The organism is Azospira sp. I13, from assembly GCF_003112695.1.
In the GTDB taxonomy this organism is placed as follows: domain Bacteria; phylum Pseudomonadota; class Gammaproteobacteria; order Burkholderiales; family Rhodocyclaceae; genus Azospira.
Map to the genome: position 1 here is coordinate 462,730 of NZ_BFBP01000002.1, position 20,619 is coordinate 483,348.

Below are 20,619 nucleotides of genomic sequence, written 5' to 3' on the forward strand. Positions count from 1 at the left end.
TGGTAAAAGCATGGCACCTCCACTTTTCTCGCCATCATGAGCGCCATCATCTACGCCCTTTCCGCCAACGCCGGCATCGCCGTCTCGAAAGCTGCCGCCGCCGTCTATACCGGCTCCTCCGCCATGCTGGCCGAGGCGGTGCACTCCGCCGCCGACTGCGCCAACCAGCTGCTGTTGCTGCTGGGCATCAAACAGGCCCGGCGGGAGCCGACACCGGACCACCCCCTGGGCTTTGGCAAGGCCACCTATTTCTGGTCGTTCATGGTGGCCATCATGCTGTTTTCCCTGGGGGGGGCCTTTTCCATCTACGAGGGCATGCACAAGCTCTCCCACCCGGAACCCCTGGAGAATCCCTGGGTCGCCATCATCGTCCTGGGGGTCGGCGTGCTGCTGGAGGCCTGGTCCCTGCGCGGCTGCATCCATGAAATCCGCGAAAAGGCAGGCGACATGCCCCTGTGGCGCTATTTCCGCGACAGCCGGGAATCGGAACTGATCGTCGTCATGGGCGAGGACATCGCCGCCCTGGCGGGCCTGACCCTGGCCCTGGGCGCCATCCTGCTCTCGCTCGCCACCGGCAACCCCGCCTTCGACGCCTGGGGCAGCATCGCCGTCGGCGTCCTGCTGGTGGTGGTCGCCATCGGCGTCGGCCTGGAGGTCAAGGCCCTGCTCATCGGCCAGAGTGCCGAGCCCGCTGCCCATGCCGCCATGGAGCAATGGCTGCGACAGCGCCCAGAGGTGGAATCCCTCTACAACCTGATCTCCTTCCAGATGGGTAGCTACCTCTTCGTCGCGGTGAAGGCGCGCATGGCCGAGCAACAAAGTGCCCGTAGCCTGATCGACCAGATCAACGCCGTACAGGATGCCCTCAAGGCCGCCTTTCCCGCCGTACGCTGGGTTTTCTTCGAACCCGACGACAAGGGCTAAGCCACAGACCACTGTTGGCAGCCAGACGCGACGGGCAGCCGCAGCTATCCGCCGGTTTAGCCAAGCCTAGGCCGGCGCGCCGGCTCCGGCGGCCACCTCCTCCTGGGTCAGCTCTTCTGGCAGGCAGCCGACGGGAGGGCCAAGAACGCCTGCTTCATCTTCAAAACGCACCAGGATGATTTCCTGACGCAAATCGGCGGCTGCGGCGCCGATCTGCACCACCACGCCACGGCTGCCCGGGCGGGCAAACACGGCGTCTTCCGGCTGATCCGGCACGCCGCCGTCGTTCTGAATGACTTCCTGGGCAAAGACCACATCGCCGATGTTCAGATAATTGGGCATGGCAGTTTCTCCAAAGGGAATACCCTTCCCTCAGCAAGCTTGATGCCTGACCGCAACCCCATGATTTTCATGGGGTAAAGAAAAACGCCCCGTTGTCGCATGCACGACAACGGGGCGTTTTTGTTGGGTCTGCCTGGAACTGCCAGGGCCTGGTTCGGCCTGGCGGTATCAGCGCCTCAGCGCACGCGGCGGACGCAGGCCCCCAGCTTGGAGAGTTTTTCCTCGATGCGCTCGTAGCCCCGGTCCAGGTGGTAGATACGTTCGATCAGGGTCTCGCCCTGGGCCACCAGGGCGGCGATGACCAGGGAGGCGGAAGCCCGCAGATCGGTGGCCATCACGGTGGCGCCTTCCAGTTGGGGCACGCCCTTGACCACGGCGGTGTTGCCATTGATGTCGATGGAGGCGCCTAGGCGGGCCAATTCCACCGCATGCATGAAGCGGTTCTCGAAAATGGTCTCGCGGATGGTGGCGGCGCCGTCGGCCACGGTGTTCAGGGCCATGAACTGGGCCTGCATATCCGTGGGGAAAGCGGGATAAGGCGCGGTGCGGATGCTCACCGCCTTGAGGCGGGCCGGGGCCTTGAGGCTGATGGCATCGCGCTCGGTCTGGATGTCGCAGCCGGCGTCCATGAGCTTGTCGATGACCGCATCCAGATAGGCGGAGGAGGTGCGCGTCAGGCGGATTTCACCGCCGGTAGCAGCTGCAGCACAGAGATAGGTGCCGGTCTCGATACGGTCCGGCATGATGCGGTGCTCAGCCCCGTGGAGCTTTTCCACCCCCTGGATGCGGATCACATCGCTGCCGGCGCCGGAGATGCGGGCGCCCATGGAGATCAGGCAGTTGGCCAGATCCACCACTTCCGGTTCCCGGGCGGCATTTTCGATGATGGTTTCACCGTCGGCCAGCACCGCGGCCATCATCAGGTTCTCGGTACCGGTAACGGTGACCATATCGGTGCAGATGCGGGCACCCTTGAGGCGGCCGGCCTTGGCGTGGATGTAACCGTGTTCCACCTTGACCTCGGCACCCATGGCCTGGAGGCCCTTGATGTGCTGGTCCACCGGCCGGGCGCCGATGGCGCAACCGCCGGGCAGGGAAACCTTGGCCTCGCCGCAGCGGGCCATCAGGGGGCCCAACACCAGCACGGAGGCGCGCATGGTCTTGACCAAGTCGTAGGGCGCCACGGGGTTGTTGAGGCCCCGGGCATCCAGCACCACGCCGTCAGCCCCGTCGAGGGTCACTTCCACGCCCATCTGGCCAAGCAGGCCGAGCATGGTGGAAACGTCGTTGAGGTGGGGCAGACTGGAAAGCTTGAGGGGCTCGGCAGTCAGCAGGGCGGCGCAGAGAATGGGCAGGGCCGCATTCTTGGCTCCGGAAATGGCGACTTCGCCGCGCAAGGGCACACCGCCCTGAATGAGGAGCTTATCCACGGTTGGCCTCCCATTCTTCGGGGGTGAAGGTCTTGAAGGAGAGGGCGTGGATTTCGCCGCTGTCCAGGCGATCCTTGATGGTCTGGTACACCCGTTGCTGGCGCTGCACCCGGCTCTTGCCGGTGAATTCGCCGCTGACGATGACCGCCTCGAAGTGATGCCCATCCCCGGCGATCTTGATGAGGTCGCAGGGCATACCCTCCTGGATGTAGGTTTCGATGTCTTCAGGTCTTACCATGGGTCAGGCTCTCAATTTGTAGCCCCGCTTGAGCAGGGCCAGGGTCAGCGCGGTCAGCGCAGCAAAGCAGACGGCTGCCACCAACAGGCTTTTTTCGGGGGCGGCGTCGGAAACGCCGAAAAAGCCATAGCGGAAACCGTCGATCATATAGAACACGGGATTGAAGTGGGACACCTGCTGCCAGAAGGGCGGCAGGCTGTGAATCGAGTAGAACACCCCGGACAGCATGGTCAGGGGCATGATGAGGAAGTTCTGAAAAGCGGCCAGTTGGTCAAACTTGTCGGCCCAGATGCCGGCGATCATGCCCAGAGCCCCCAGCATGGCGCCACCGAGCACGGCAAAGGCCAGAGCCCACAGAGGATGGGCCAGCTGCAGGGGGGCGAAAGCCAACGTCATCAACAGCACTCCCAACCCCACGGCGACACCCCGTACCAGGGCCGCCAGGACGTAGGCGAGGAAAAACTCGCCATAGGCAATGGGCGGCAGGAGGACGAAGACGATGCTGCCCGTCACCTTGGACTGGATGAGGGAAGAGGACGAGTTGGCAAAGGCATTCTGCAACACCGACATCATGACCAGGCCAGGCACCAGGAACGACGTATAGGCGACGCCATGGATGCGGGCATTGTCGTCCAGCACATGGGCAAAGATAAGCAGGTAGAGCAAGGCCGTCAGCACCGGCGCTGCCATGGTCTGGAAGCCTACCTTCCAGAAACGCAGGACTTCCTTGAGGAACAGGGTTCGGAAACCGAGCATCACGCGCCGGCCTCCTCGCCCCGCATCAGGCGCACGAAGACTTCTTCCAGGTCCGGAGCGCCCAGTTGCAGGTCCTCCACCTGGCAACCGGCCAGCCGCAGTTCGGCCAGCAGGGGTTCCAGTTCGGCCACGCCGGCAAGGCGCAGGCGATGCAGTTGGCCCTGGCGTTCAAGCAGCCGGGGGGCCATGCACTCGGGCAAGGGGCGGCCGGCCGCCAGACGCAGGGTCAGGGTATGGCCCGAAAAACGCTGTAGCAGATTGGCCGTGGCGTCGAGGGCCACCAGGCGGCCCTGCTTGAGCATGCCGATACGGCCGCACAGGGTTTCTGCCTCTTCCAGGTAATGGGTGGTGAGGATGATGGTATGGCCTTCCTGGTTCAGGCGCCGCACGAATTCCCACAAGCCCTGGCGCAATTCCACGTCCACCCCGGCGGTGGGTTCATCCAGGACGATCACAGGGGGACGGTGCACCAGGGCCTGAGCCACCAGTACCCGGCGCTTCATGCCGCCGGAGAGGCGGCGCATGTTGGTGTCGGCCTTGCCGGTCAGGTCCAGGTTGGCGAGGATCTCGTCGATCCAGTCGTCGTTGTTGCGGATGCCGAAGTAGCCGGACTGGATGCGCAGGGTTTCGCGCACCGTGAAGAAGGGGTCGAAGACCAGTTCCTGGGGCACCACGCCGAGCAGACGGCGGGCAGCCCGATAATCGGTCACCACATCCTGGCCGAGCACTCGCAGGCTGCCACTATCCGGGCGGACCAGACCGGCCAGACAGGAAATCAGGGTGGTTTTGCCCGCCCCATTGGGACCGAGCAGGCCGAAGAACTCACCCTGGGCAATTTCCAGGGAAACGCCGCCCAGGGCCTGCAAGGCACCAAAGCGCTTGGTGACACAATCGAAGTGGACGGCAGTGCCCATGGGAATCCGGGCTGAAGGCTTAGGCCAGCGGCAGGAGATCGGAGATGCCGTAGAGCTCGGCCAGACTGAGCAGACTGGCCGGCGGCGCGACAATGGAAAGACTGCGGCCCTGAGCCTGCAGGCGGCGCATCCAGGCAAAAAGAACGGTGAGGGCGGAAGAATCCACCGCTGTCACCGCTGCCAGATCCACCTGCAGCGTGCCGCTGCCAGCAGCCAGCTTTTCCTGGCCGGCGATCAGGAGTTCCTTGGCATTGGCAATGACCATGGGCGCCGTCACCCGCAGGGTGGAACCATCCAGAACAATCATCACTTCTTGCCGGAGGAAGTTTCCAGCGTCTTGTTCTTGGCCGCCAGAGTGGAAATCAGGCCATCGATGCCGTTGGCGCGCACTTCCTGGTTGAAGGTTTCACGGTAGTTGGTCACCAGGGAGACACCGGCCACCACGACGTCGTAAACCTTCCAGCCGTCGTTCTGCTTTTCCAGTGCGTAGTCGAGGCCGATGGGCTTGCCACTGGACTGGCTGATCTGGGTACGCACGGTCACGTCGGTGTCACCGGATTGCATCTTGAAGGGCTTGTACTCCACGGTCTGATCCTTGTAGGCGGTCAGGGCGTTGGAGTAGGTGCGCACCAGCAGGGTACGGAATTCGTGGGTCAGCTTGGTCTTCTGCTCAGGAGAAGCCTTGGACCACTCGCGCCCCAGGGCCAGGGCGGTCATGCGGTTGAAATTGAAGTGGGGCAACACTTTCGTTTCCACCAGCTCGATGGCCTTTTTGGTGTTGCCGTTTTGCAAATCCTTGTCGGTCCGCACCACCGTCAGCACGTCATCGGTCACTTTCTTGACCAGGGCGTCGGGACCGAGATCCTGAGCCAGCACCGGAACAGACAGCAGGCCAAGGCCAATGGCAGCACACAGGGCACGAATGAACTTCATGGTCTTTTCTCTTGGGTCGGGGGAGGAGGAATTTTAGCTGATGCGGTGACGCAAAGACATACCCCGCCGGCCGGCGGGGTATGGAGTGGGAACGGCGAGGAATCAGTCCTCAAGCTTCTCGCGAGGAGGATTGCCGTCGTAAATCAGGTTCTTGCGACGCTGCAGATAGGCATCACGCATGTAGGAGTACTTGTCCAGGGCGGCATCGTCGATGACCTTCTCCGCCGGCAGCAGGGAAGCACGGGTATCCACCAGACGCAGGGCAGCGGCAGCGTTGCGGGTCGGCACGTGATCCACGTTCCTGACCGGGTCAGCCGCCACATCCACCACATAGCCCACGGTATCACGCACAGTGCGGGAACCAATGAAGGGCCACACCACATAAGGACCGTCGCCCACGCCCCAGCGACCGAAGGTCTGGCCGAAGTCTTCGTCATGCTTTTCCAGACCGGCGACGCTGGCTACGTCGAAAATGCCGAGAATACCGACGGTACTGTTCAGGAAGACACGGCCGGCATCGGAAACGGCGTCGCCCGGCTTGCCCTGGATCAGGTTGTTGAAGGCGATGAAGACATCGGCGATGTTGCCGAAGAAATTACCCACGCCAGTCTGCACAGGCTGGGGCAGCACTGCGTCGTAGCCCTGGGCCACGGGCTTGATGACGGCCTTGTCCACGCCTTCGTTGAAGGAGAACATGGCACGGTTGAAGCCTTCCCAGGGATCCTTGGGATTGTTGGCCGTACTGGCACAGCCGCCCAGGCCGGACAGCAGGGCCGTGGCTAGCGCGAACATACCCAGACGCTTGGCTACCTGTTTTTGCACTTTGATCCCTCGAAATATCAGTAATTGTTTTTTGCCGAAACCGCGCGACCAAAGGCCGCCAGCCTCATGCCAACAGCCTAAAGCATAGCGGAAACGCTACTTCTTGTCCTGTCCCTCGGAGGCCTTGCTGAAGAGGAACTGACTGATCAGCTTCTCCAACACCACGGCCGACTGGGTCTTGGCGATGCTATCGCCGGGGGCCAGCATCTTCTCGTCGCCCCCCACATCCAGGCCGACATATTGCTCGCCGAGCAGGCCGGAGGTCAGGATGGAGGCGAAAGTATCCTTGGGAAACTTGAAGCGGGTATCCACCTTCATGGTGACAACCGCCTCATAGGTCTGGGGATCGAAATGAATTTCGGCCACCCGACCCACCACGACACCGGCACTCTTCACCGGCCCGCGCACCTTCAGGCCGCCGATGTTATCAAACTTGGCCTGCAAGACGTAGGTTTCGGCAAAGTTGGCCCCCGAAAGGTTCCCAACTTTTAGTGCCAAAAACAACAGTGAGAGAAAACCGATTGCTACAAAAACTCCGACCCACAGGTCGAGCACCTTGCGATTCATCAAGCCCCCCGGAACATAAACGAGGTGAGAACAAAGTCCAGCGCCAGAATCACCAGCGCTGACGTAACCACAGTGCGCGTAATGGCGCGGGAAACCCCTTCGGCCGTGGGCACCGAGTCATAACCCTCAAAAACGGCGATCAGGGAGACAGCGGCCCCGAAGACCACGCTCTTGATGACGCCGTTGAGAATATCTTCACGAAAATCCACCGAAGCCTGCATCTGGGACCAGAACGCACCATCATCGACGCCGATCAGCACCACACCGATCAGCCAGCCACCGAAGACGCCCATGGCGGAAAACAGGGCAGCCAGCAGCGGCATGGAGATGACCCCCCCCCAGAATCGGGGAGCCACGACGCGGGCCATGGGATTGACGGCCATCATATCCATGGCCTTGAGCTGCTCGGTGGCCTTCATCAGACCAATTTCAGCCGTGATGGAGGAGCCGGCCCGGGAGGCGAAGAGCAGGGCAGCCACCACCGGCCCCAGTTCCCGCACCAAGGAAAGAGCCACCAGGATGCCCAGCGCCTCGGACGAACCGAAACGCTGCAGCGTCTCATAGCCCTGCAGACCCAGCACCATGCCGACGAACAAGCCGGAAACGGTAATAATGAGCAGGGACAGGACACCACTGAAATAAATTTCCCGCATCATCAACTGCGGGCGGGTCAGACACTGACCTGAATAGCAAAGCAGGGCCCAGAAGAAGCGGCTGGCAAAACCCAGCTGCCAGATGCGATCCACCAGGCCGGCACCGAGCCGACGCAAGAAATCAGCCACGGACACCTCCCGCCAGCAGGGACTCGGCTACCGGAGGCGCCGGATAATGGAAGGGCACGGGCCCGTCGGCTTCGGCATGGACAAACTGATAGACGAAGGGGTCCCGGGAAGCGCGGATTTCGTCCGGCGTGCCCTCGGCGACCACCCGGCCGCCGGACATGAAATAGATGTAATCGACGATCAGCAGGGATTCCTGGATGTCGTGGGTCACCATGATGGACGTGGCCCCCAGGGCATCGTTGAGTTTGCGGATCAACTGGCCGATGACGCCCAAGGAGATGGGATCCAGACCGGTGAAGGGCTCGTCGTACATGATCAGCATGGGGTCCAGGGCCACGGCCCGGGCCAGGGCCACGCGGCGGGCCATGCCACCGGAAAGCTCACTGGGCATCAGCTTGGCGGCCCCCCGCAGGCCGACGGCTTGCAGCTTGAGCAGCACCAAGTCGCGGATCAGCTCTTCTGGCAGATCGGTGTGCTCCCGCATCTGGAAGGCCACATTGTCGAACACCGACATATCGGTGAACAGGGCGCCGAACTGGAACAGCATGCCCATGCGGCGGCGCAGGGCGTAAAGATCCCGGGTGTTCATGCGGTGCACCGCATGACCGGCCACCTTCACCTCGCCCGCCGTCGGCCGCAACTGGCCGCCGATCAGGCGCAACAGGGTCGTCTTGCCGCAGCCGCTACCGCCCATGATCGCCACCACTTTGCCCTTGTGGAAGCTCATGTCGATGCCTTCCAGCACCTTGCGGGGGCCGGAATCCGTATCGTAGGCGAAGTTGAGGCCGCGAATCTCGACCAGGCTTTCAGCCGGCACGGGGACTCCCTTGAAAAATCCGAAGGCCGGGATTTTAACAGAAGGGGAGCCCCAAACCGTGACAAATTCCGTCGTTATAATCCCGTGGAAGAGGTAGCTTGCCTCCAGAGGAGGGCAAGAAAACCTGCCCGTTTGCCGCCCCGCCATCCAGGAAAACACTATAACCATGCCGGATCTGGACGACACCGCCGCGCCGGAACGCCCCTTGCTGCTGATCGTGGACGACGACCCCCTGATCAGCGACAGCCTTGCCTACTTCCTGGCCGGCACCTTCGAAGTGCTCACCAGCCACTCCCGAGCCCATTGCACCCGGCTGCTGCGTCAACTGCGCCAGCCACCACGGCTGGCCTTGGTGGACCTGGGCCTGCCACCCCTGCCCCACCAGCCGGACGAAGGCTTTGCCCTGATCGGCGAGTTGCTCGCCCTGTCGCACGAAATGCGCATTGTCGTGCTCTCGGGCCAGCACGAGGAAGCCCTCGGGCGCCACGCCCGCACCCTGGGCGCCACCGACTTCATCGCCAAGCCGGCCGACCCGGCCCAACTACGCAAGACCCTGCTGGACAGCCTCAACTTCCAGGACCCGCCCCAGGCAGCCACGCCCCTGCTGGGACACAGCGAAGCCATGGTCAAGCTGCGCACGCAGATCGGCCACTACGCCGACTCCCCCTTCCCTGTCCTCATCGAAGGGGAGTCGGGCAGTGGCAAGGAAATCGTCGCCCACCAGCTGCACCAGGAAACCGGGCGCAAGGACAAGCCCTACCTGGCACTCAACTGCGCCGCCATTTCGCCCACCCTGCTCGAACCCACCCTGTTCGGCCATGCCAAGGGCGCCTTCACCGGCGCCGCCGGGGCCCGGGCCGGCTATTTCGAGGAAGCCGGGGAAGGCACCCTCTTCCTCGACGAAATCGGTGAACTCCCCCTGGAACTGCAGCCCAAGCTGCTGCGGGTGCTGGAAAACGGCGAGTTTCAGCGCGTCGGCGAAACCCAGAGCCGCCAGAGCCGGGCACGCATCGTCGCTGCCACCAACCGGGATCTGAAAAAGGAAGTTCGGGAGGGGCGCTTCCGTGCCGACCTCTACCATCGCCTTTCCGTCTTCAGCCTCAGCGTCCCGCCCCTGCGGGAAATGGGGGAGGATCGGCTACTACTGCTCGAACACTTCCGCCAGCATTTCGCCCAGCAGGGTCGGCAGGGAGCCTTCGATCTGGACCCGGCCGCCCGGGCGCAATGGCTTAGCTACGCCTTCCCAGGCAATGTGCGGGAACTGCGCAACATCGTCATCCGCCTCACCGCCAAGCACGCCGGCCAGACGGTCACCCCGCAACAGCTGGCCGCCGAGCTGGACCTGCCAGCCCTGGCCGAACCCAACCAGTCGGGCGACGACCGGGATGCGCTGATGCAGAGCGCCCTGGCCCGACTGCGGCAAGATGGCCCTGGCTTCGAACTGGACCGTTTCCTCGCCCAATGGGAGCGGGCCTACGTTGACGCCGCCCTGCACCTGACCCAGGGCAACCTGAGCCAGGCCGCCCGCCTGCTGGGCATCAACCGCACCACCTTGCACGCCCGCCGGGAAAAGAGCGGACGGGGAGGAGAGGACAGCGATGTATCTTGAACACTACGGCCTGCGGGAGCCCCCCTTCCGCATCACCCCCCATACCGACTTCTTCTTCGCCGGCGGCAACCGGGGCGCCACCCTGGAGGCCCTGATTTACGCCATCACCCACGATGAAGGCATCGTCAAGGTCAGCGGCGAAGTAGGCAGTGGCAAGACCATGCTCTGCCGCATGCTGCTGGAAAAGCTGCCTGCCGAGGTTGAAACCGTTTACCTGGCCAACCCCTCCTATACCCGGGACGAAATACTCCACGCCCTGGCCGCCGAACTGCAGATGGATCTGCCGGAAAGCCGCCCCTCCCAGCTCTTGCGGGCCCTGCAGGAACGGCTGCTGCAAAGCTACGCCGCCGATCGCCGGGTCGTCGTGCTGATCGACGAGGCCCACGCCATGCCCGGGGAGACCCTGGAGGAAATCCGGCTGCTCTCCAACCTGGAATCCTCCCGCCACAAGCTGCTGCAGATCGTTCTTTTCGGCCAGCCGGAACTCGACGGCCGCCTCGCCCAGCCTGACCTGCGCCAGCTCAAGGAACGCATCACCCACAATTTCGCCCTGGAGCCCCTGCGCCGTACCGACGTGGGCCCCTATCTCATGTTCCGCCTGCGGGCTGCCGGTTACCATGGCCCCGACCTGTTCAGCGCCAAGGCCCTGCAGACCATCGCCGACGCTTCGGAAGGACTCACCCGGCGCATCAACATCCTGGCCGACAAGTCCCTGCTCGCTGCCTTCGCCGACAACACCCATCTGGTGGACACCCCCCAAGCCCAGGCCGCCGTGCGGGACGCCCAGTTCAGCGCCATCGCCCAGCCCTCCCGCCCAGCCCCAGGCCAATGGCGCACGGCCACCCTAGGCCTGGCCCTGACGGTACTGGTGGCCAGCGGCGCCTACTGGGCCGGACGCCAGAGCAATGCGGCAAGCCCCGCCCCGGCAGGGCCGGAAGCATCGGGACAGCTAGCCCCCTCCCCCAGGACGACACCGCCCCCCGCGGCCGCCGCCACTCCGCCAGCCTCCCGATCGGCTCCTCCGTCAGCCACTGTCCCCACATCAGCAGCGGCGCCTACGACCGAAGCCACACCGGCTGCGGCCACCGCTTCGCTCTCCACCGCCGCCCCAACCAGCAAAGCGCCGGCCAGCCCGGAAAGCAGCCCGGCCACCGGTGAAGAAGCAGTTCCCCTTGCAGCCACCGCCCCCCCTGCTGCCGCAGCCCAGTCGCCCGCAGCGCGACCAGAAGGCAACGCTGGGCCCCTTACCCGTGCCCGGCTGGCCGCGACCCAGGAATGGCTGGCCCACGCTGACAATCGTCACTTCGTGGTGCAGCTTCTAGCCGTCAATGGCAAAGCCAACCGGGAAGTGGAGAACTTTCTTACCCTGGCCAGCCGCGACCTGCCGGCCGAAAAGCTCGGCGCCTACCATAGCCGCCAGGGGGAACGGGAGCGTTGGGGCGTCATCTACGGCGATTACCCGGACCGGGCCAGCGCCCTTGCCGCCATCCAGGATTTTCCGGCCCACATCCGCAACGCCCGCCCCTACCCCCGACCGGTGCAGCAACTGCGCTAGGGGAACGTTAGGCAAACACCGGACAAAGTGTGACGAAAGCCCGATTTACAGCGCCCAATCTATGCTAGAGTGAAATCGTCACAAAATGCATAAAACTGATAATAAACATTGCGTTGGGTGATGATCCGGCCCCACAACAAGCAATTCTGAAAAGAGGCCCGTCCATGAAGTCTGCCTGTCACCTCCCCCAACCGGCGGCCCGCACCCGTTTTCCCATTGCCGCTCTGGCCGGCGTTGTTGCGTTGCTCGGTGCCTGTGCCTCCCCACCGGCCCGGGAGCCGGCCAAAACCCATCTGCAAGCCGAATCGGTTCCGCCCAGCAGTGGCGCCATTCCCGCCCCCGTGCAACAGACCGTGGCCCTGCCCCGGCCGAAGGCGGCACCGCGCACCGAAACCTATTCAGTGGTCGTCAACAACGTCAAGGTGCAGGAACTGCTGTTTGCCCTGGCCCGGGATGCCCGGCTGAACGTGGACATCCACCCCGGCATCAGCGGCAATGTCACCCTCAACGCCATCGACCAGACCCTGCCCCAGATTCTCAACCGACTCGCCAAGCAAGTGGACATGCGCTTCGAGCTGGATGGCCCCAATCTGGCGGTGATGCCGGATACGCCCTTCCTGCGTAACTACAAGATCGACTACGTGAATATGAGCCGGGATACCACCGGCACCGTTTCGGTCACCACCCAGATCGCCACTGCCGCTGCGGGCGTCACCGCCACCACCGGCGCCACTGCTGCGGGGGGCGCCGGTGCCACGGGGAGCGGCGGCAACAGCTCCGTCACCCGCATCGAGAACAAGGCCCAACACCACTTCTGGGAAACCCTGATCCAGAACGTCAAGGACATCCTGCGGGAGACCGACAAGGTGCTGCCGGAAGGCTCTTCCGAAACCATCACGGAGCAGAGCAACAGCCAGAACACCAGCGGCACCGGCGCTCCGGCCCCGAGCCAGGGGCGGGGCAGCAACGCCGCCGGCAGCCTGGTCACCAGCCCCAACGCCGCCACCTTCCAGGCAGCCGGGGCCACCGTGGTCCGTCGCAGCACCTTCCGGGAAGCCGCCTCCGTCATGGCCCACCCGGAAACCGGCATCATCACCGTGCGGGCCACCGGCCGGCAGCATGAAAAAATCCAGGAATTCCTGGATCAGGTCATGAGCAGTGCCAAGCGCCAGGTGCTCATCGAAGCCACCATCGCCGAAGTCCAGCTGGCCCAGAACTACCAGCAAGGCATCAACTGGAGCCGTATTACCGGCGGCACCGGCTTCTCCTTCACCCAGACCGCCGGCGGCGGCATTGCCGGCCTGCTGGCCATCGGCTACACCAACCCCACCTCCGACGGCATTTTCACCAGCGCCATCCGCCTGCTGGAGACCTTCGGCACGGTCAAGGTGCTGTCGAGCCCGAAGATCAGCGTGCTCAACAACCAGACGGCGGTGATCAAGGTGGTAGACAACCGGGTGTACTTCACCATCAAGGCCGACACCTCCCAGAACCAGGTGAATTCCATCACCACCTACACCAGCACCCTTAACTCGGTGCCCGTCGGTTTCGTCATGAACGTGACTCCCCAGGTCAGCGACAACGACACCGTGCTGCTCAACATCCGCCCCAGCATCTCCCGGGTGGTCAGCACCATTCAGGACCCCAACCCGGCGCTGAAGAAGGGCATCAATGGCCTGACGGAGGACATCAAGAGCGAGATTCCCGTCATCCGCACCCGGGAGATGGAATCCGTCCTGCGCGTTGAAAACGGCAACATCGCCGTCATGGGCGGCCTGATGGAAGACGTGGTGCGCAACACCGATGATGCCGTGCCCGGACTGTCCCGCCTGCCGGCCATCGGCAGCCTGTTCGCCCGCCGCGACGACACCACGGAGAAGACCGAGCTGGTCATCTTCCTGCGCCCCATCATCATCCGGGAAGCCAGCATCCACGGCGACTACGCCGGCCTGCGAGACACCCTGCCCAACCGCGACTTCTTCGGCAACAACCCAGGCCCCCAGCAGCAGCTGGTGCCCTCCGGCATGGGAGCACGGCCATGAGCCTGCTCATGGATGCCTTGAAGAAGGCGGAAGAAGCCAAGCGCGGCGGCGGCGAATCTCCCGCCCTCCCCCCCGGCTCGGTGACGGAGGTGGATCTGAAACTGGAGCCGATTCTGCCGGCAGGCGGCGCCCTGCCCAACCTGGACGACCACCTGGACACGGTGGATGCCGACTTGGCCGCTGTCGCCGCCAGCGCCCGCACCCCACCGCAAGCCTCGGCCGACCGCTCCGCGGCAGCACAGCCGGCGAGCATGACCCACACCCAGGAGGTGGCCATCGAGGCCGAGCGCCAGGGCGCACGCAACCTCTTCAACGCCAAGATCACCAACGATGCCGGTCCATCGCGGCAGACCAAGATCATCCTGCTCGTCGGCGGGCTGGTCCTCGCCCTCGGGGGCATTGGCGGTTTCTTCTGGTACCAGTTGCAGGGGCTCAATCCCGGCGGGCTGACCCGCCCGCCGCCACCGGCAGCCGCCATCACCGCCCCTCTCCCGCCGCCAGCCCAGCCGGTGGCGCCAGTACAGGCCCTGACGCCCCAGCCCGCTCCTGCCACCGCCGCCCCCGCTGCCCTGCCGGAATCGGCCTCGACGAACGCCCCCGAGCCAGTAGCTCCCGTGCATCGGGAAGCACCGCCGCCCCGCCCCCAGCCGCCCCAGGCGGAAGCCTCCGGCCCGATCCGTCTCAGCCGCGGCAAGCCCCTCGGCAACCCGGTGCTCGACCAGGCCTACGCCGCCCTGCAACGGGAAGACTTCGCCAGTGCCGCCCAGGGTTACGACAAGGTGCTGCAGGGCGATCCCCGCAACGTCGATGCACTCCTGGGATTGGCGACCATCGCCGGGCGCGAAGGGCAGTTGCAGCGGTCCGAAGCGCTTTACCAGAAGGCCCTGGAGGCCGACCCGAAAAATCCGGTGGCACTGGCCGGGCTCAGCACCCTCAGCGGCAGTAGCGACGGGGCGGCAGAAAGCCGCCTGAAGACCATCATCGCCAGCCAGCCGGAAGCGGGCCACGCCTACTTCGCCCTGGGCAATCTGTACGCCCGCCAGAACCGCTGGAGCGAGGCCCAGCAGGCTTATTTCAAGTCCCTCGGGGCTGACAGTGAAAACCCGGACTACCTGTTCAACCTGGCGGTCAGCCTGGATCACCTGCGCCAGATCCGCCCCGCCCTGCAGTATTACCAGGCGGCCCTGGGCGCCGCCGAATCCCGGCCGGCCGCCTTCGACAAGGAAACGGCCCGCCGCCGGCTCCAGGAACTGAGCCCGCCATGAACGCCCCCAGCCCCCAGCGCCGGCCCCTGGGCCAGATTCTCATCGCCCAGGGCATCATCTCCGAAGACCAGCTGCGCATCGCCCTGCTGGAGCAGATGAAATCCAACCAGCCGGTGGGCAAGCTGCTGGTTTCCCTCGGTTTCGTTTCCGAAACCACCCTGCGGGAGGCCCTCTCCGAGAGCCTGGGCAAGCGCTCCATCGACCTCTCCCGGGCCGTGGTGGACCCTTCGGCCCTGAAACTGGTACCGCGGGATCTGGCCAAACGCCACCACATCATTCCCCTGGATTTCGACGCGGATACCCATCGCCTGACCTTGGCCCTGTCGGACATCAACGACATCGTGGCCCTAGACAAGGTGCGGGGGCAGCTCCACGAGGAGTTGGAAATCGAGACCCTGCTGGCCGGGGAATCGGAAATCGACCGGGCCATCGACCAGTACTACGGCTACGAACTGTCCATCGACGGCATCCTGCACGAGATCGAAACCGGCGAGATCGACTGGAAGAGCCTGCAATCGTCCTCCGACGAATACAGCCAGCCGGTGGTGCGGCTGATCGATGCCATTCTGGCCGATGCGGTGAAGCGGGATGCCTCCGACGTGCACTTCGAGCCGGAAGCCAACTTTCTGCGCATCCGCTATCGCATCGACGGCATGCTGCGGCAGATCCGCGCCCTGCATAAGTCCTACTGGCCCGCCATGGCGGTGCGTATCAAGGTCATGAGCGGCATGAACATCGCCGAGACCCGGGCGCCCCAGGACGGTCGCATCAATCTGGTCTTGAGCGGCCGCCAGGTGGACTTCCGGGTGGCCTCCCAGCCCACCATTCACGGCGAAAACGTGGTGCTGCGCATCCTCGACCGGCAGAAGGGCATCGTCCCTCTGGAAGGCCTGGGCCTGGCGGAAGACCATCTGGACCTGCTCAAGCTGATGATCGCCCGGCCCGAAGGCATCATTCTGGTCACCGGCCCCACCGGCAGCGGCAAGACCACCACCCTCTATTCGGTGCTCAACCACATCAACTCCGAGGGCGTGAACATCATGACCCTGGAAGATCCGGTGGAGTACCCCATGGCCCTGGTGCGCCAGACCTCGGTGGCCGAATCGGCCAAGCTGGATTTCGCCAACGGCATCCGCTCCATGATGCGCCAGGACCCGGACGTCATCCTGGTGGGCGAAATCCGCGATGCGGATACGGCCGAAATGGCCTTCCGCGCTGCCATGACCGGCCATCAGGTGTATTCCACCCTGCACACCAACTCGGCCATCGGCGCCATTCCCCGGCTGCTCGACATCGGCGTGCTGCCGGACCTGATGGCCGGCAACATCATCGGCATCGTCGCCCAGCGTCTGGTGCGCCGCCTCTGCCTCAACTGCAAGACGCCCTACCAGGCGGAGGCCCATGAATCCCGCCTGCTGGGCATTCCCGCCGAGGGCCCGCGGCCGGTCATCTACCGCCCCTGCGGTTGCGAGCGTTGCGATTTCCAGGGCTATCGGGGCCGTATCGGCATCATGGAACTGCTGCGCATGACGCCCACCATGGACGAACTGATTGCCCACCGGGCCACTGCCCGGGAGATTCGCAACGAGGCAGCCCGCCAGGGTTTCCGCCCCCTGGCAGACGACGGTCTGCGCCGCGTGCTGGATGGCTCCACCTCCCTGGAAGAACTCTCCCGCGTGGTGGATCTCACCGACCGGATGTAAGCCCCGGGAACCTGGGACCAAGCGACCATGGCCATTTTCAACTACAAGGCGGTAGACCCGGAGGGGCGACTGATCCAGGGGCGCCTGGATGCCATCAATCTGGTGGACCTGGAAATGCGCCTGAAGCGCATGGAAATGGACCTGGTCAGCGGCACCCCGGTGAGCAGCTGGGACCTGTTCGGCGGCTCCGTGCCCCGCCGGGAGCTGATCAACTTCTGCTTCCACCTGGAGCAGCTCAACCGGGCCGGCGTGCCCATTCTGGAAGGCCTGGCGGACCTGCGGGACTCCCTCGAACATCCGCGCTTCCGGGAAGTGGTGGCCAGTCTCATCGAATCCATCGAAGGTGGCCACACCCTCTCCCAGGCCATGGCGGACCATCGGCAAGTCTTCTCCAAGGTTTTCGTCAGCCTGGTCAAGGCGGGGGAACTCACCGGCCGGCTTTCCGAAGTGCTGCAAAGCCTCACCGAATCCCTCAAGTGGGAGGACGAAATTGCCTCCCACACCAAGAAGCTCATCATGTACCCGGCCTTTGTCGGCACGATCGTCCTCGGCGCCACCTTCTTCCTGATGATCTACATGGTGCCCCAACTCAAGCAGTTCGTGCGCAACATGGGGCAGGAACTGCCGCCCCAGACCAAGGCCCTGTTCTTCGTCTCCGACCTACTGGTGAATTACTGGTACATCGCCTTGCTGCTGCCGGTATTCGCCCTGGCGCTGCTACAGTTCCTGCTGCGCACCAACCCGTTGGTGCGGCACCGTTTCGACGCCTTCAAGCTGCGGATACCGGTCTTCGGCCCGATCCTGAAGAAGATCATTCTCTCCCGCTTCGCCAACACCTTCGCCCTGCTCTACGCGTCGGGCATTCCCATTCTGGATTCCATCCGCACCACCCAGGAGGTGGTAGGCAACCAGGTCATCCGCAAGGGCCTGGAAAAGGTGGAAGAGCTGATCGGCGAGGGCCAGAACGTCACCACCGCCTTCCACACCATCGGCCTCTTTCCGCCCCTGGTCATCCGCATGTTGCGGGTCGGCGAAAATACCGGCTCCCTGGATACGGCACTGCGCAACGTCAGCTATTTCTTCAACCGGGACGTCAAGGAATCGGTGGACAAGATCCAGACCCTCATCGAGCCGGCCCTGACCCTGGTCCTGGGTTCCGTGCTGGGCTGGATCATGCTCGCTGTCCTCGGGCCGGTGTATGACGTGATCAGCAAGATCAAGACCTGAGAACGGCCGCCATGACCCAACGCCATCTTCTTTACCTGTCGGCCCAGCAGCTTTCCGCCTTCCCCTGGAAGGGCGGCCGGCTGGGCGTGCAGACCAGCTTCCCGGCCACTACCGAAGGACTGGCCGCTTTTCACGACTATCTGCAATCCCGGCGGGACCACCTCTTTTACCTGCTGCTGAACATCGCCGACGAAGGCTTCCAGTTCGAAACCATTCCCTTCCTCCAGGGCCGGGACAGAGACGTTGTCCTCAAGCGCAAGCTGGGCCAGTACTTCTTCGCCACCAACCTTTCCCTGGCCCTGCGCCTGGGCTTCGACAAGGGCCGGCGCAAGGATGAGCGGCTGCTGCTGGCGGGCTTTACCAATGCCCAGGCGGTGTCGCCCTGGCTCTCGGTGCTGCAATCCCTGGACGTAGCCCTGGCCGGCATCTATTCCCAGGCCCTGCTGGGCAGCCGGCTGCTGAGGAAGCTCAAGGTGCCCGACGGCCCCTGCCTGCTGCTCACCCTGCAGGACCACAGCCTGCGCCAGAGCTTCTACGACGAGGGCGAACTGCGCTTCTCCCGCCTCGCCCCTCTCCACGACTCCAGCATCGGCGGCATCAGCCAGGCCCTGGCAACGGAAGCCGCCAAGATGCACCAATACCTGGTCAGCCAGCGCCAGATCGCCCGGGGCCAGCCACTCAGGGCCCTGGCCCTGGTTCATCCCCAGGCGGCCAAGAGCGTAGCGGCTGCCAGTGCCGGCAACCCGGCCATCGAACTCCAGGTGCTCACCACCGACGAGGCGGCGCGGGCAATCGGCCTGAACGCCGGGCTCGCCGACAGCCGCAGCGAAATCCTCTTCCTCCACCTGCTGGCCACCCAGCCGCCAGCCCAGCAATTTGCCGACGGGGAACTGCGCCACAACTACCGCATCTGGCAGCTCAAAAAAGCACTTTCCAGCGGCGGCCTGCTGGTCCTGCTGGCCTGCCTGCTGTTTGCCGGCAAGCACTTCTACGATACAACCCGGCTGCAGGAGCAGACTGACCAGATCCAGGCCGAGGCGGCCCAAGCCAGCCAGCGCTATAACGATGTGGCGCGCACCTTCCCGCCGCTCCCCCTGGATAACGAAACCCTGCGCCAGGTAATCAACCGCTACCAGACCCTGGAACAGCAATCCGGCACGCCCCTCGGACTTTACCGTGCCCTCAGCCGCGGGCTGGAGGCCGCCCCCCAGGTGGACGTGGATGCCATCGCCTGGCAACGGGGCGCCCTGCCCGGCACCCCGGTGGCCGTCGGCAACAACCTGCCCGGGGATGAAAGCGCCCTGGTCAAGGGCGCCATCCCCATGGGGCCCCAGACCAATCCCCGCCAGGTGCTGGCCCTTTTCGAGCGATTCCTCACCGCCCTGCGGCGCGACCCGCAGCTTCAGGTCACGGTACAGCAGCAGCCTTTCGACGTGGAATCCGGCAAGGCCCTGAAGGGCGGCAGCGGCGAAAGCACGCCGGTACGCCCGGAGCCCCGGCCCTTCACCATTCTGATTACCCGGCGGGTGGCCCCATGAACATCACACCCAAGGACTGGCGCAAGCTCGGACTCAGCCTCGCCCTCTGCCTGGGCTTCTGCCTGGCGGGGGCCGCCCTCGTCCTGCTCTCCCTCGATCGCCACAAGCAGGCCCGGGCGCAGCAGGCAAGCGCCCAGACCCAGCGCAACCAGGCCCTGGGCAAGCTGAAACAGGTCAGCGAGGAAGAGAGTGAAATCAAGCTGAAGAGCGCCCTCTACAGCAATCTGGCCGCCCGCGGCATGGTCGGGGAAGAGCAGCGCCTGGAGTGGGTGGAGCTGCTGCGCAGCATCAAGGACAACCGCCGCCTGCTCGACATCCAGTACGAATTCGCTCCGCAACAGCCCCTGGGCAACAGCCCCGGGGCCTGGGGCTTCTACGCCAGCACCATGAAACTGCAACTGCAGCTGCTGCACGAGGAAGACCTGCTGAATGTCCTGGCGGACCTGCGCAACACCGCCAAGGCCCTGGTACTGGTGCGCTCCTGCGAGGTCAGCCGTCAGCCCCGGATGGTGGCCGAGCCCACCGCCCTGCATCCCAACCTCCAGGCCCAATGCACCCTGGACTGGGTCACCCTGCGCGGCCCTGCCCCCCGCTGACCCCGGAGAAACACCATGCCCCTCCTGTCATCCGGTCACCCGCTGCCCGCCATCCGCCGGCAGGATTGCTGCCCCCGGCAAGTCCGCCACGGCCTGCTGGCCCTACTGCTCTGGAGCGTGCTGGCTCCCGCCACCGTACTGGCGGACGACGGCAACCTGGGGCGACTGTTCTTCACTCCGGAGCGGCGCCAGGCCCTGGACCGGCAACGTCTTTACAACATTCCCGACAGCGCCCCAGCAGCGGAAGAGCCGGTGCTCACCCTGAACGGCATCGTCAAGCGATCCAGCGGCAAACGCACCGCCTGGATCAACGGGGTGGCCCAGCACGACGATGAAAACCTGGTGGGCGTGCGGGTCGTTCCCGGCCAGGCCCGCCCGGCCGACACCCGCCTGCAGGAAGCCGGCACCCGGCCCATCCCCCTGAATGTGGGGGATTCCCTCCACCGGGGCACCAATGAAGCGGTGGGACTGCTGCCCAGCGGCAGCCTGCTGCGGGTACCGCCAGCCCCTCCGGCAGCCCGCCCCCCTACTACGGCGGCTCGCCCCGCCCCCTAACGCC

The 20,619-nt window shown here is 64.6% G+C and carries 21 protein-coding genes; 10 read left to right on the forward strand and 11 right to left on the reverse strand.

Translation table 11 applies throughout. The features are described 5' to 3' along the window. Positions 1-36: 36 nt before the first annotated feature. Positions 37-924 (forward strand): cation diffusion facilitator family transporter, encoded by an 888-nt coding sequence (locus AZSI13_RS02215; RefSeq protein WP_109039547.1) that lies wholly within the window; start codon positions 37-39, stop codon positions 922-924. Between the two features lie 66 nt (positions 925-990). Here AZSI13_RS02215 and AZSI13_RS02220 read toward each other — a convergent pair whose 3' ends face one another. From AZSI13_RS02220 to AZSI13_RS02270, 11 genes are all read right to left on the reverse strand, one after another. After that, on the reverse strand, positions 991-1,266 hold the full coding sequence (locus AZSI13_RS02220; RefSeq protein WP_109039548.1) for a nitrogen fixation protein NifZ: 276 nt from the start codon (positions 1,264-1,266) through the stop codon (positions 991-993). 176 nt (positions 1,267-1,442) lie between these two features. Then, entirely contained in the window at positions 1,443-2,696 is a 1,254-nt protein-coding gene (murA, locus tag AZSI13_RS02225) for a UDP-N-acetylglucosamine 1-carboxyvinyltransferase (protein WP_109039549.1), read from the reverse strand. Then, positions 2,689-2,934, reverse strand: coding sequence for a BolA family protein (locus AZSI13_RS02230; protein WP_109039550.1), 246 nt, complete (start codon positions 2,932-2,934; stop codon positions 2,689-2,691). The genes murA and AZSI13_RS02230 overlap by 8 nt, the downstream gene beginning before the upstream one ends. Before the next feature lie 3 nt (positions 2,935-2,937). Next, positions 2,938-3,690 carry an ABC transporter permease gene (locus tag AZSI13_RS02235; RefSeq protein WP_109039551.1) on the reverse strand — a complete coding sequence of 251 codons (753 nt, stop codon included), beginning with the start codon at positions 3,688-3,690 and terminating at the stop codon, positions 2,938-2,940. Beyond that, on the reverse strand, positions 3,690-4,604 hold the full coding sequence (locus AZSI13_RS02240; protein WP_109039552.1) for an ABC transporter ATP-binding protein: 915 nt from the start codon (positions 4,602-4,604) through the stop codon (positions 3,690-3,692). The genes AZSI13_RS02235 and AZSI13_RS02240 overlap by 1 nt, the downstream gene beginning before the upstream one ends. 19 nt (positions 4,605-4,623) lie before the next feature. After that, a complete protein-coding gene (locus AZSI13_RS02245; protein ID WP_109039553.1) occupies positions 4,624-4,911 on the reverse strand; it encodes a lipid asymmetry maintenance protein MlaB in 288 nt (95 codons plus the stop codon). Then, positions 4,911-5,537, reverse strand: a complete 627-nt coding sequence (locus tag AZSI13_RS02250; RefSeq protein ID WP_109039554.1) for a phospholipid-binding protein MlaC — start codon at positions 5,535-5,537, stop codon at positions 4,911-4,913. Before AZSI13_RS02250 ends, AZSI13_RS02245 begins: the two co-directional genes overlap by 1 nt. A 102-nt stretch (positions 5,538-5,639) precedes the next feature. After that, positions 5,640-6,359 carry a VacJ family lipoprotein gene (locus tag AZSI13_RS02255; protein WP_201262278.1) on the reverse strand — a complete coding sequence of 240 codons (720 nt, stop codon included), beginning with the start codon at positions 6,357-6,359 and terminating at the stop codon, positions 5,640-5,642. A 96-nt stretch (positions 6,360-6,455) separates the two neighbouring features. Beyond that, on the reverse strand, positions 6,456-6,926 hold the full coding sequence (gene mlaD / locus AZSI13_RS02260) for an outer membrane lipid asymmetry maintenance protein MlaD (protein ID WP_109039556.1): 471 nt from the start codon (positions 6,924-6,926) through the stop codon (positions 6,456-6,458). Then, positions 6,926-7,708 carry a lipid asymmetry maintenance ABC transporter permease subunit MlaE gene (mlaE, locus tag AZSI13_RS02265; protein ID WP_109039626.1) on the reverse strand — a complete coding sequence of 261 codons (783 nt, stop codon included), beginning with the start codon at positions 7,706-7,708 and terminating at the stop codon, positions 6,926-6,928. The genes mlaD and mlaE overlap by 1 nt, the downstream gene beginning before the upstream one ends. Next, positions 7,701-8,525 (reverse strand): ABC transporter ATP-binding protein, encoded by an 825-nt coding sequence (locus AZSI13_RS02270; RefSeq protein WP_109039557.1) that lies wholly within the window; start codon positions 8,523-8,525, stop codon positions 7,701-7,703. Before AZSI13_RS02270 ends, mlaE begins: the two co-directional genes overlap by 8 nt. 166 nt (positions 8,526-8,691) lie before the next feature. Here AZSI13_RS02270 and AZSI13_RS02275 point away from each other — a divergent pair, with 166 nt between their 5' ends. The 9 genes from AZSI13_RS02275 to AZSI13_RS02315 all read left to right on the forward strand — a co-directional run bounded on the left by AZSI13_RS02275 (position 8,692) and on the right by AZSI13_RS02315 (position 20,615). Beyond that, entirely contained in the window at positions 8,692-10,134 is a 1,443-nt protein-coding gene (locus tag AZSI13_RS02275) for a sigma-54 dependent transcriptional regulator (protein WP_109039558.1), read from the forward strand. Then, the gene (locus tag AZSI13_RS02280; RefSeq protein ID WP_109039559.1) at positions 10,124-11,689 is read left to right on the forward strand and encodes an AAA family ATPase; all 1,566 of its coding nucleotides are present in this window, start codon (positions 10,124-10,126) and stop codon (positions 11,687-11,689) included. Before AZSI13_RS02275 ends, AZSI13_RS02280 begins: the two co-directional genes overlap by 11 nt. Positions 11,690-11,853: 164 nt before the next feature. Beyond that, entirely contained in the window at positions 11,854-13,731 is a 1,878-nt protein-coding gene (locus AZSI13_RS02285) for a type II secretion system protein GspD (RefSeq protein WP_109039560.1), read from the forward strand. Continuing rightward, positions 13,728-14,996 (forward strand): lipopolysaccharide assembly protein LapB, encoded by a 1,269-nt coding sequence (locus tag AZSI13_RS02290; protein ID WP_109039561.1) that lies wholly within the window; start codon positions 13,728-13,730, stop codon positions 14,994-14,996. Before AZSI13_RS02285 ends, AZSI13_RS02290 begins: the two co-directional genes overlap by 4 nt. Beyond that, positions 14,993-16,699, forward strand: coding sequence for a GspE/PulE family protein (locus AZSI13_RS02295; protein WP_109039562.1), 1,707 nt, complete (start codon positions 14,993-14,995; stop codon positions 16,697-16,699). Before AZSI13_RS02290 ends, AZSI13_RS02295 begins: the two co-directional genes overlap by 4 nt. Positions 16,700-16,726: 27 nt before the next feature. Next, the gene (locus AZSI13_RS02300; protein WP_109039563.1) at positions 16,727-17,926 is read left to right on the forward strand and encodes a type II secretion system F family protein; all 1,200 of its coding nucleotides are present in this window, start codon (positions 16,727-16,729) and stop codon (positions 17,924-17,926) included. Between the two features lie 11 nt (positions 17,927-17,937). After that, a complete protein-coding gene (locus AZSI13_RS02305) occupies positions 17,938-19,464 on the forward strand; it encodes a hypothetical protein (RefSeq protein ID WP_109039564.1) in 1,527 nt (508 codons plus the stop codon). After that, positions 19,461-20,060, forward strand: a complete 600-nt coding sequence (locus AZSI13_RS02310; protein WP_109039565.1) for a hypothetical protein — start codon at positions 19,461-19,463, stop codon at positions 20,058-20,060. Before AZSI13_RS02305 ends, AZSI13_RS02310 begins: the two co-directional genes overlap by 4 nt. A 15-nt stretch (positions 20,061-20,075) precedes the next feature. Continuing rightward, complete coding sequence (locus tag AZSI13_RS02315) at positions 20,076-20,615, forward strand: hypothetical protein (RefSeq protein ID WP_109039566.1); 540 nt, start codon at positions 20,076-20,078, stop codon at positions 20,613-20,615. Positions 20,616-20,619 lie beyond the last annotated feature (4 nt).

Excerpts from the sequence above, each read along its gene's own strand:
- AZSI13_RS02215 (WP_109039547.1), top strand. The coding sequence starts at position 37 with ATGAGCGCCATCATCTACGCCCTTTCCGCCAACGCCGGCATCGCCGTC.
- AZSI13_RS02220 (WP_109039548.1), bottom strand. The coding sequence starts at position 1,266 with ATGCCCAATTATCTGAACATCGGCGATGTGGTCTTTGCCCAGGAAGTC.
- AZSI13_RS02230 (WP_109039550.1), bottom strand. The coding sequence starts at position 2,934 with ATGGTAAGACCTGAAGACATCGAAACCTACATCCAGGAGGGTATGCCC.
- AZSI13_RS02235 (WP_109039551.1), bottom strand. The coding sequence starts at position 3,690 with ATGCTCGGTTTCCGAACCCTGTTCCTCAAGGAAGTCCTGCGTTTCTGG.
- AZSI13_RS02240 (WP_109039552.1), bottom strand. The coding sequence starts at position 4,604 with ATGGGCACTGCCGTCCACTTCGATTGTGTCACCAAGCGCTTTGGTGCC.
- AZSI13_RS02245 (WP_109039553.1), bottom strand. The coding sequence starts at position 4,911 with ATGATTGTTCTGGATGGTTCCACCCTGCGGGTGACGGCGCCCATGGTC.
- AZSI13_RS02250 (WP_109039554.1), bottom strand. The coding sequence starts at position 5,537 with ATGAAGTTCATTCGTGCCCTGTGTGCTGCCATTGGCCTTGGCCTGCTG.
- mlaD (WP_109039556.1), bottom strand. The coding sequence starts at position 6,926 with ATGAATCGCAAGGTGCTCGACCTGTGGGTCGGAGTTTTTGTAGCAATC.
- AZSI13_RS02275 (WP_109039558.1), top strand. The coding sequence starts at position 8,692 with ATGCCGGATCTGGACGACACCGCCGCGCCGGAACGCCCCTTGCTGCTG.
- AZSI13_RS02280 (WP_109039559.1), top strand. The coding sequence starts at position 10,124 with ATGTATCTTGAACACTACGGCCTGCGGGAGCCCCCCTTCCGCATCACC.
- AZSI13_RS02285 (WP_109039560.1), top strand. The coding sequence starts at position 11,854 with ATGAAGTCTGCCTGTCACCTCCCCCAACCGGCGGCCCGCACCCGTTTT.
- AZSI13_RS02290 (WP_109039561.1), top strand. The coding sequence starts at position 13,728 with ATGAGCCTGCTCATGGATGCCTTGAAGAAGGCGGAAGAAGCCAAGCGC.
- AZSI13_RS02295 (WP_109039562.1), top strand. The coding sequence starts at position 14,993 with ATGAACGCCCCCAGCCCCCAGCGCCGGCCCCTGGGCCAGATTCTCATC.
- AZSI13_RS02300 (WP_109039563.1), top strand. The coding sequence starts at position 16,727 with ATGGCCATTTTCAACTACAAGGCGGTAGACCCGGAGGGGCGACTGATC.
- AZSI13_RS02305 (WP_109039564.1), top strand. The coding sequence starts at position 17,938 with ATGACCCAACGCCATCTTCTTTACCTGTCGGCCCAGCAGCTTTCCGCC.
- AZSI13_RS02310 (WP_109039565.1), top strand. The coding sequence starts at position 19,461 with ATGAACATCACACCCAAGGACTGGCGCAAGCTCGGACTCAGCCTCGCC.
- AZSI13_RS02315 (WP_109039566.1), top strand. The coding sequence starts at position 20,076 with ATGCCCCTCCTGTCATCCGGTCACCCGCTGCCCGCCATCCGCCGGCAG.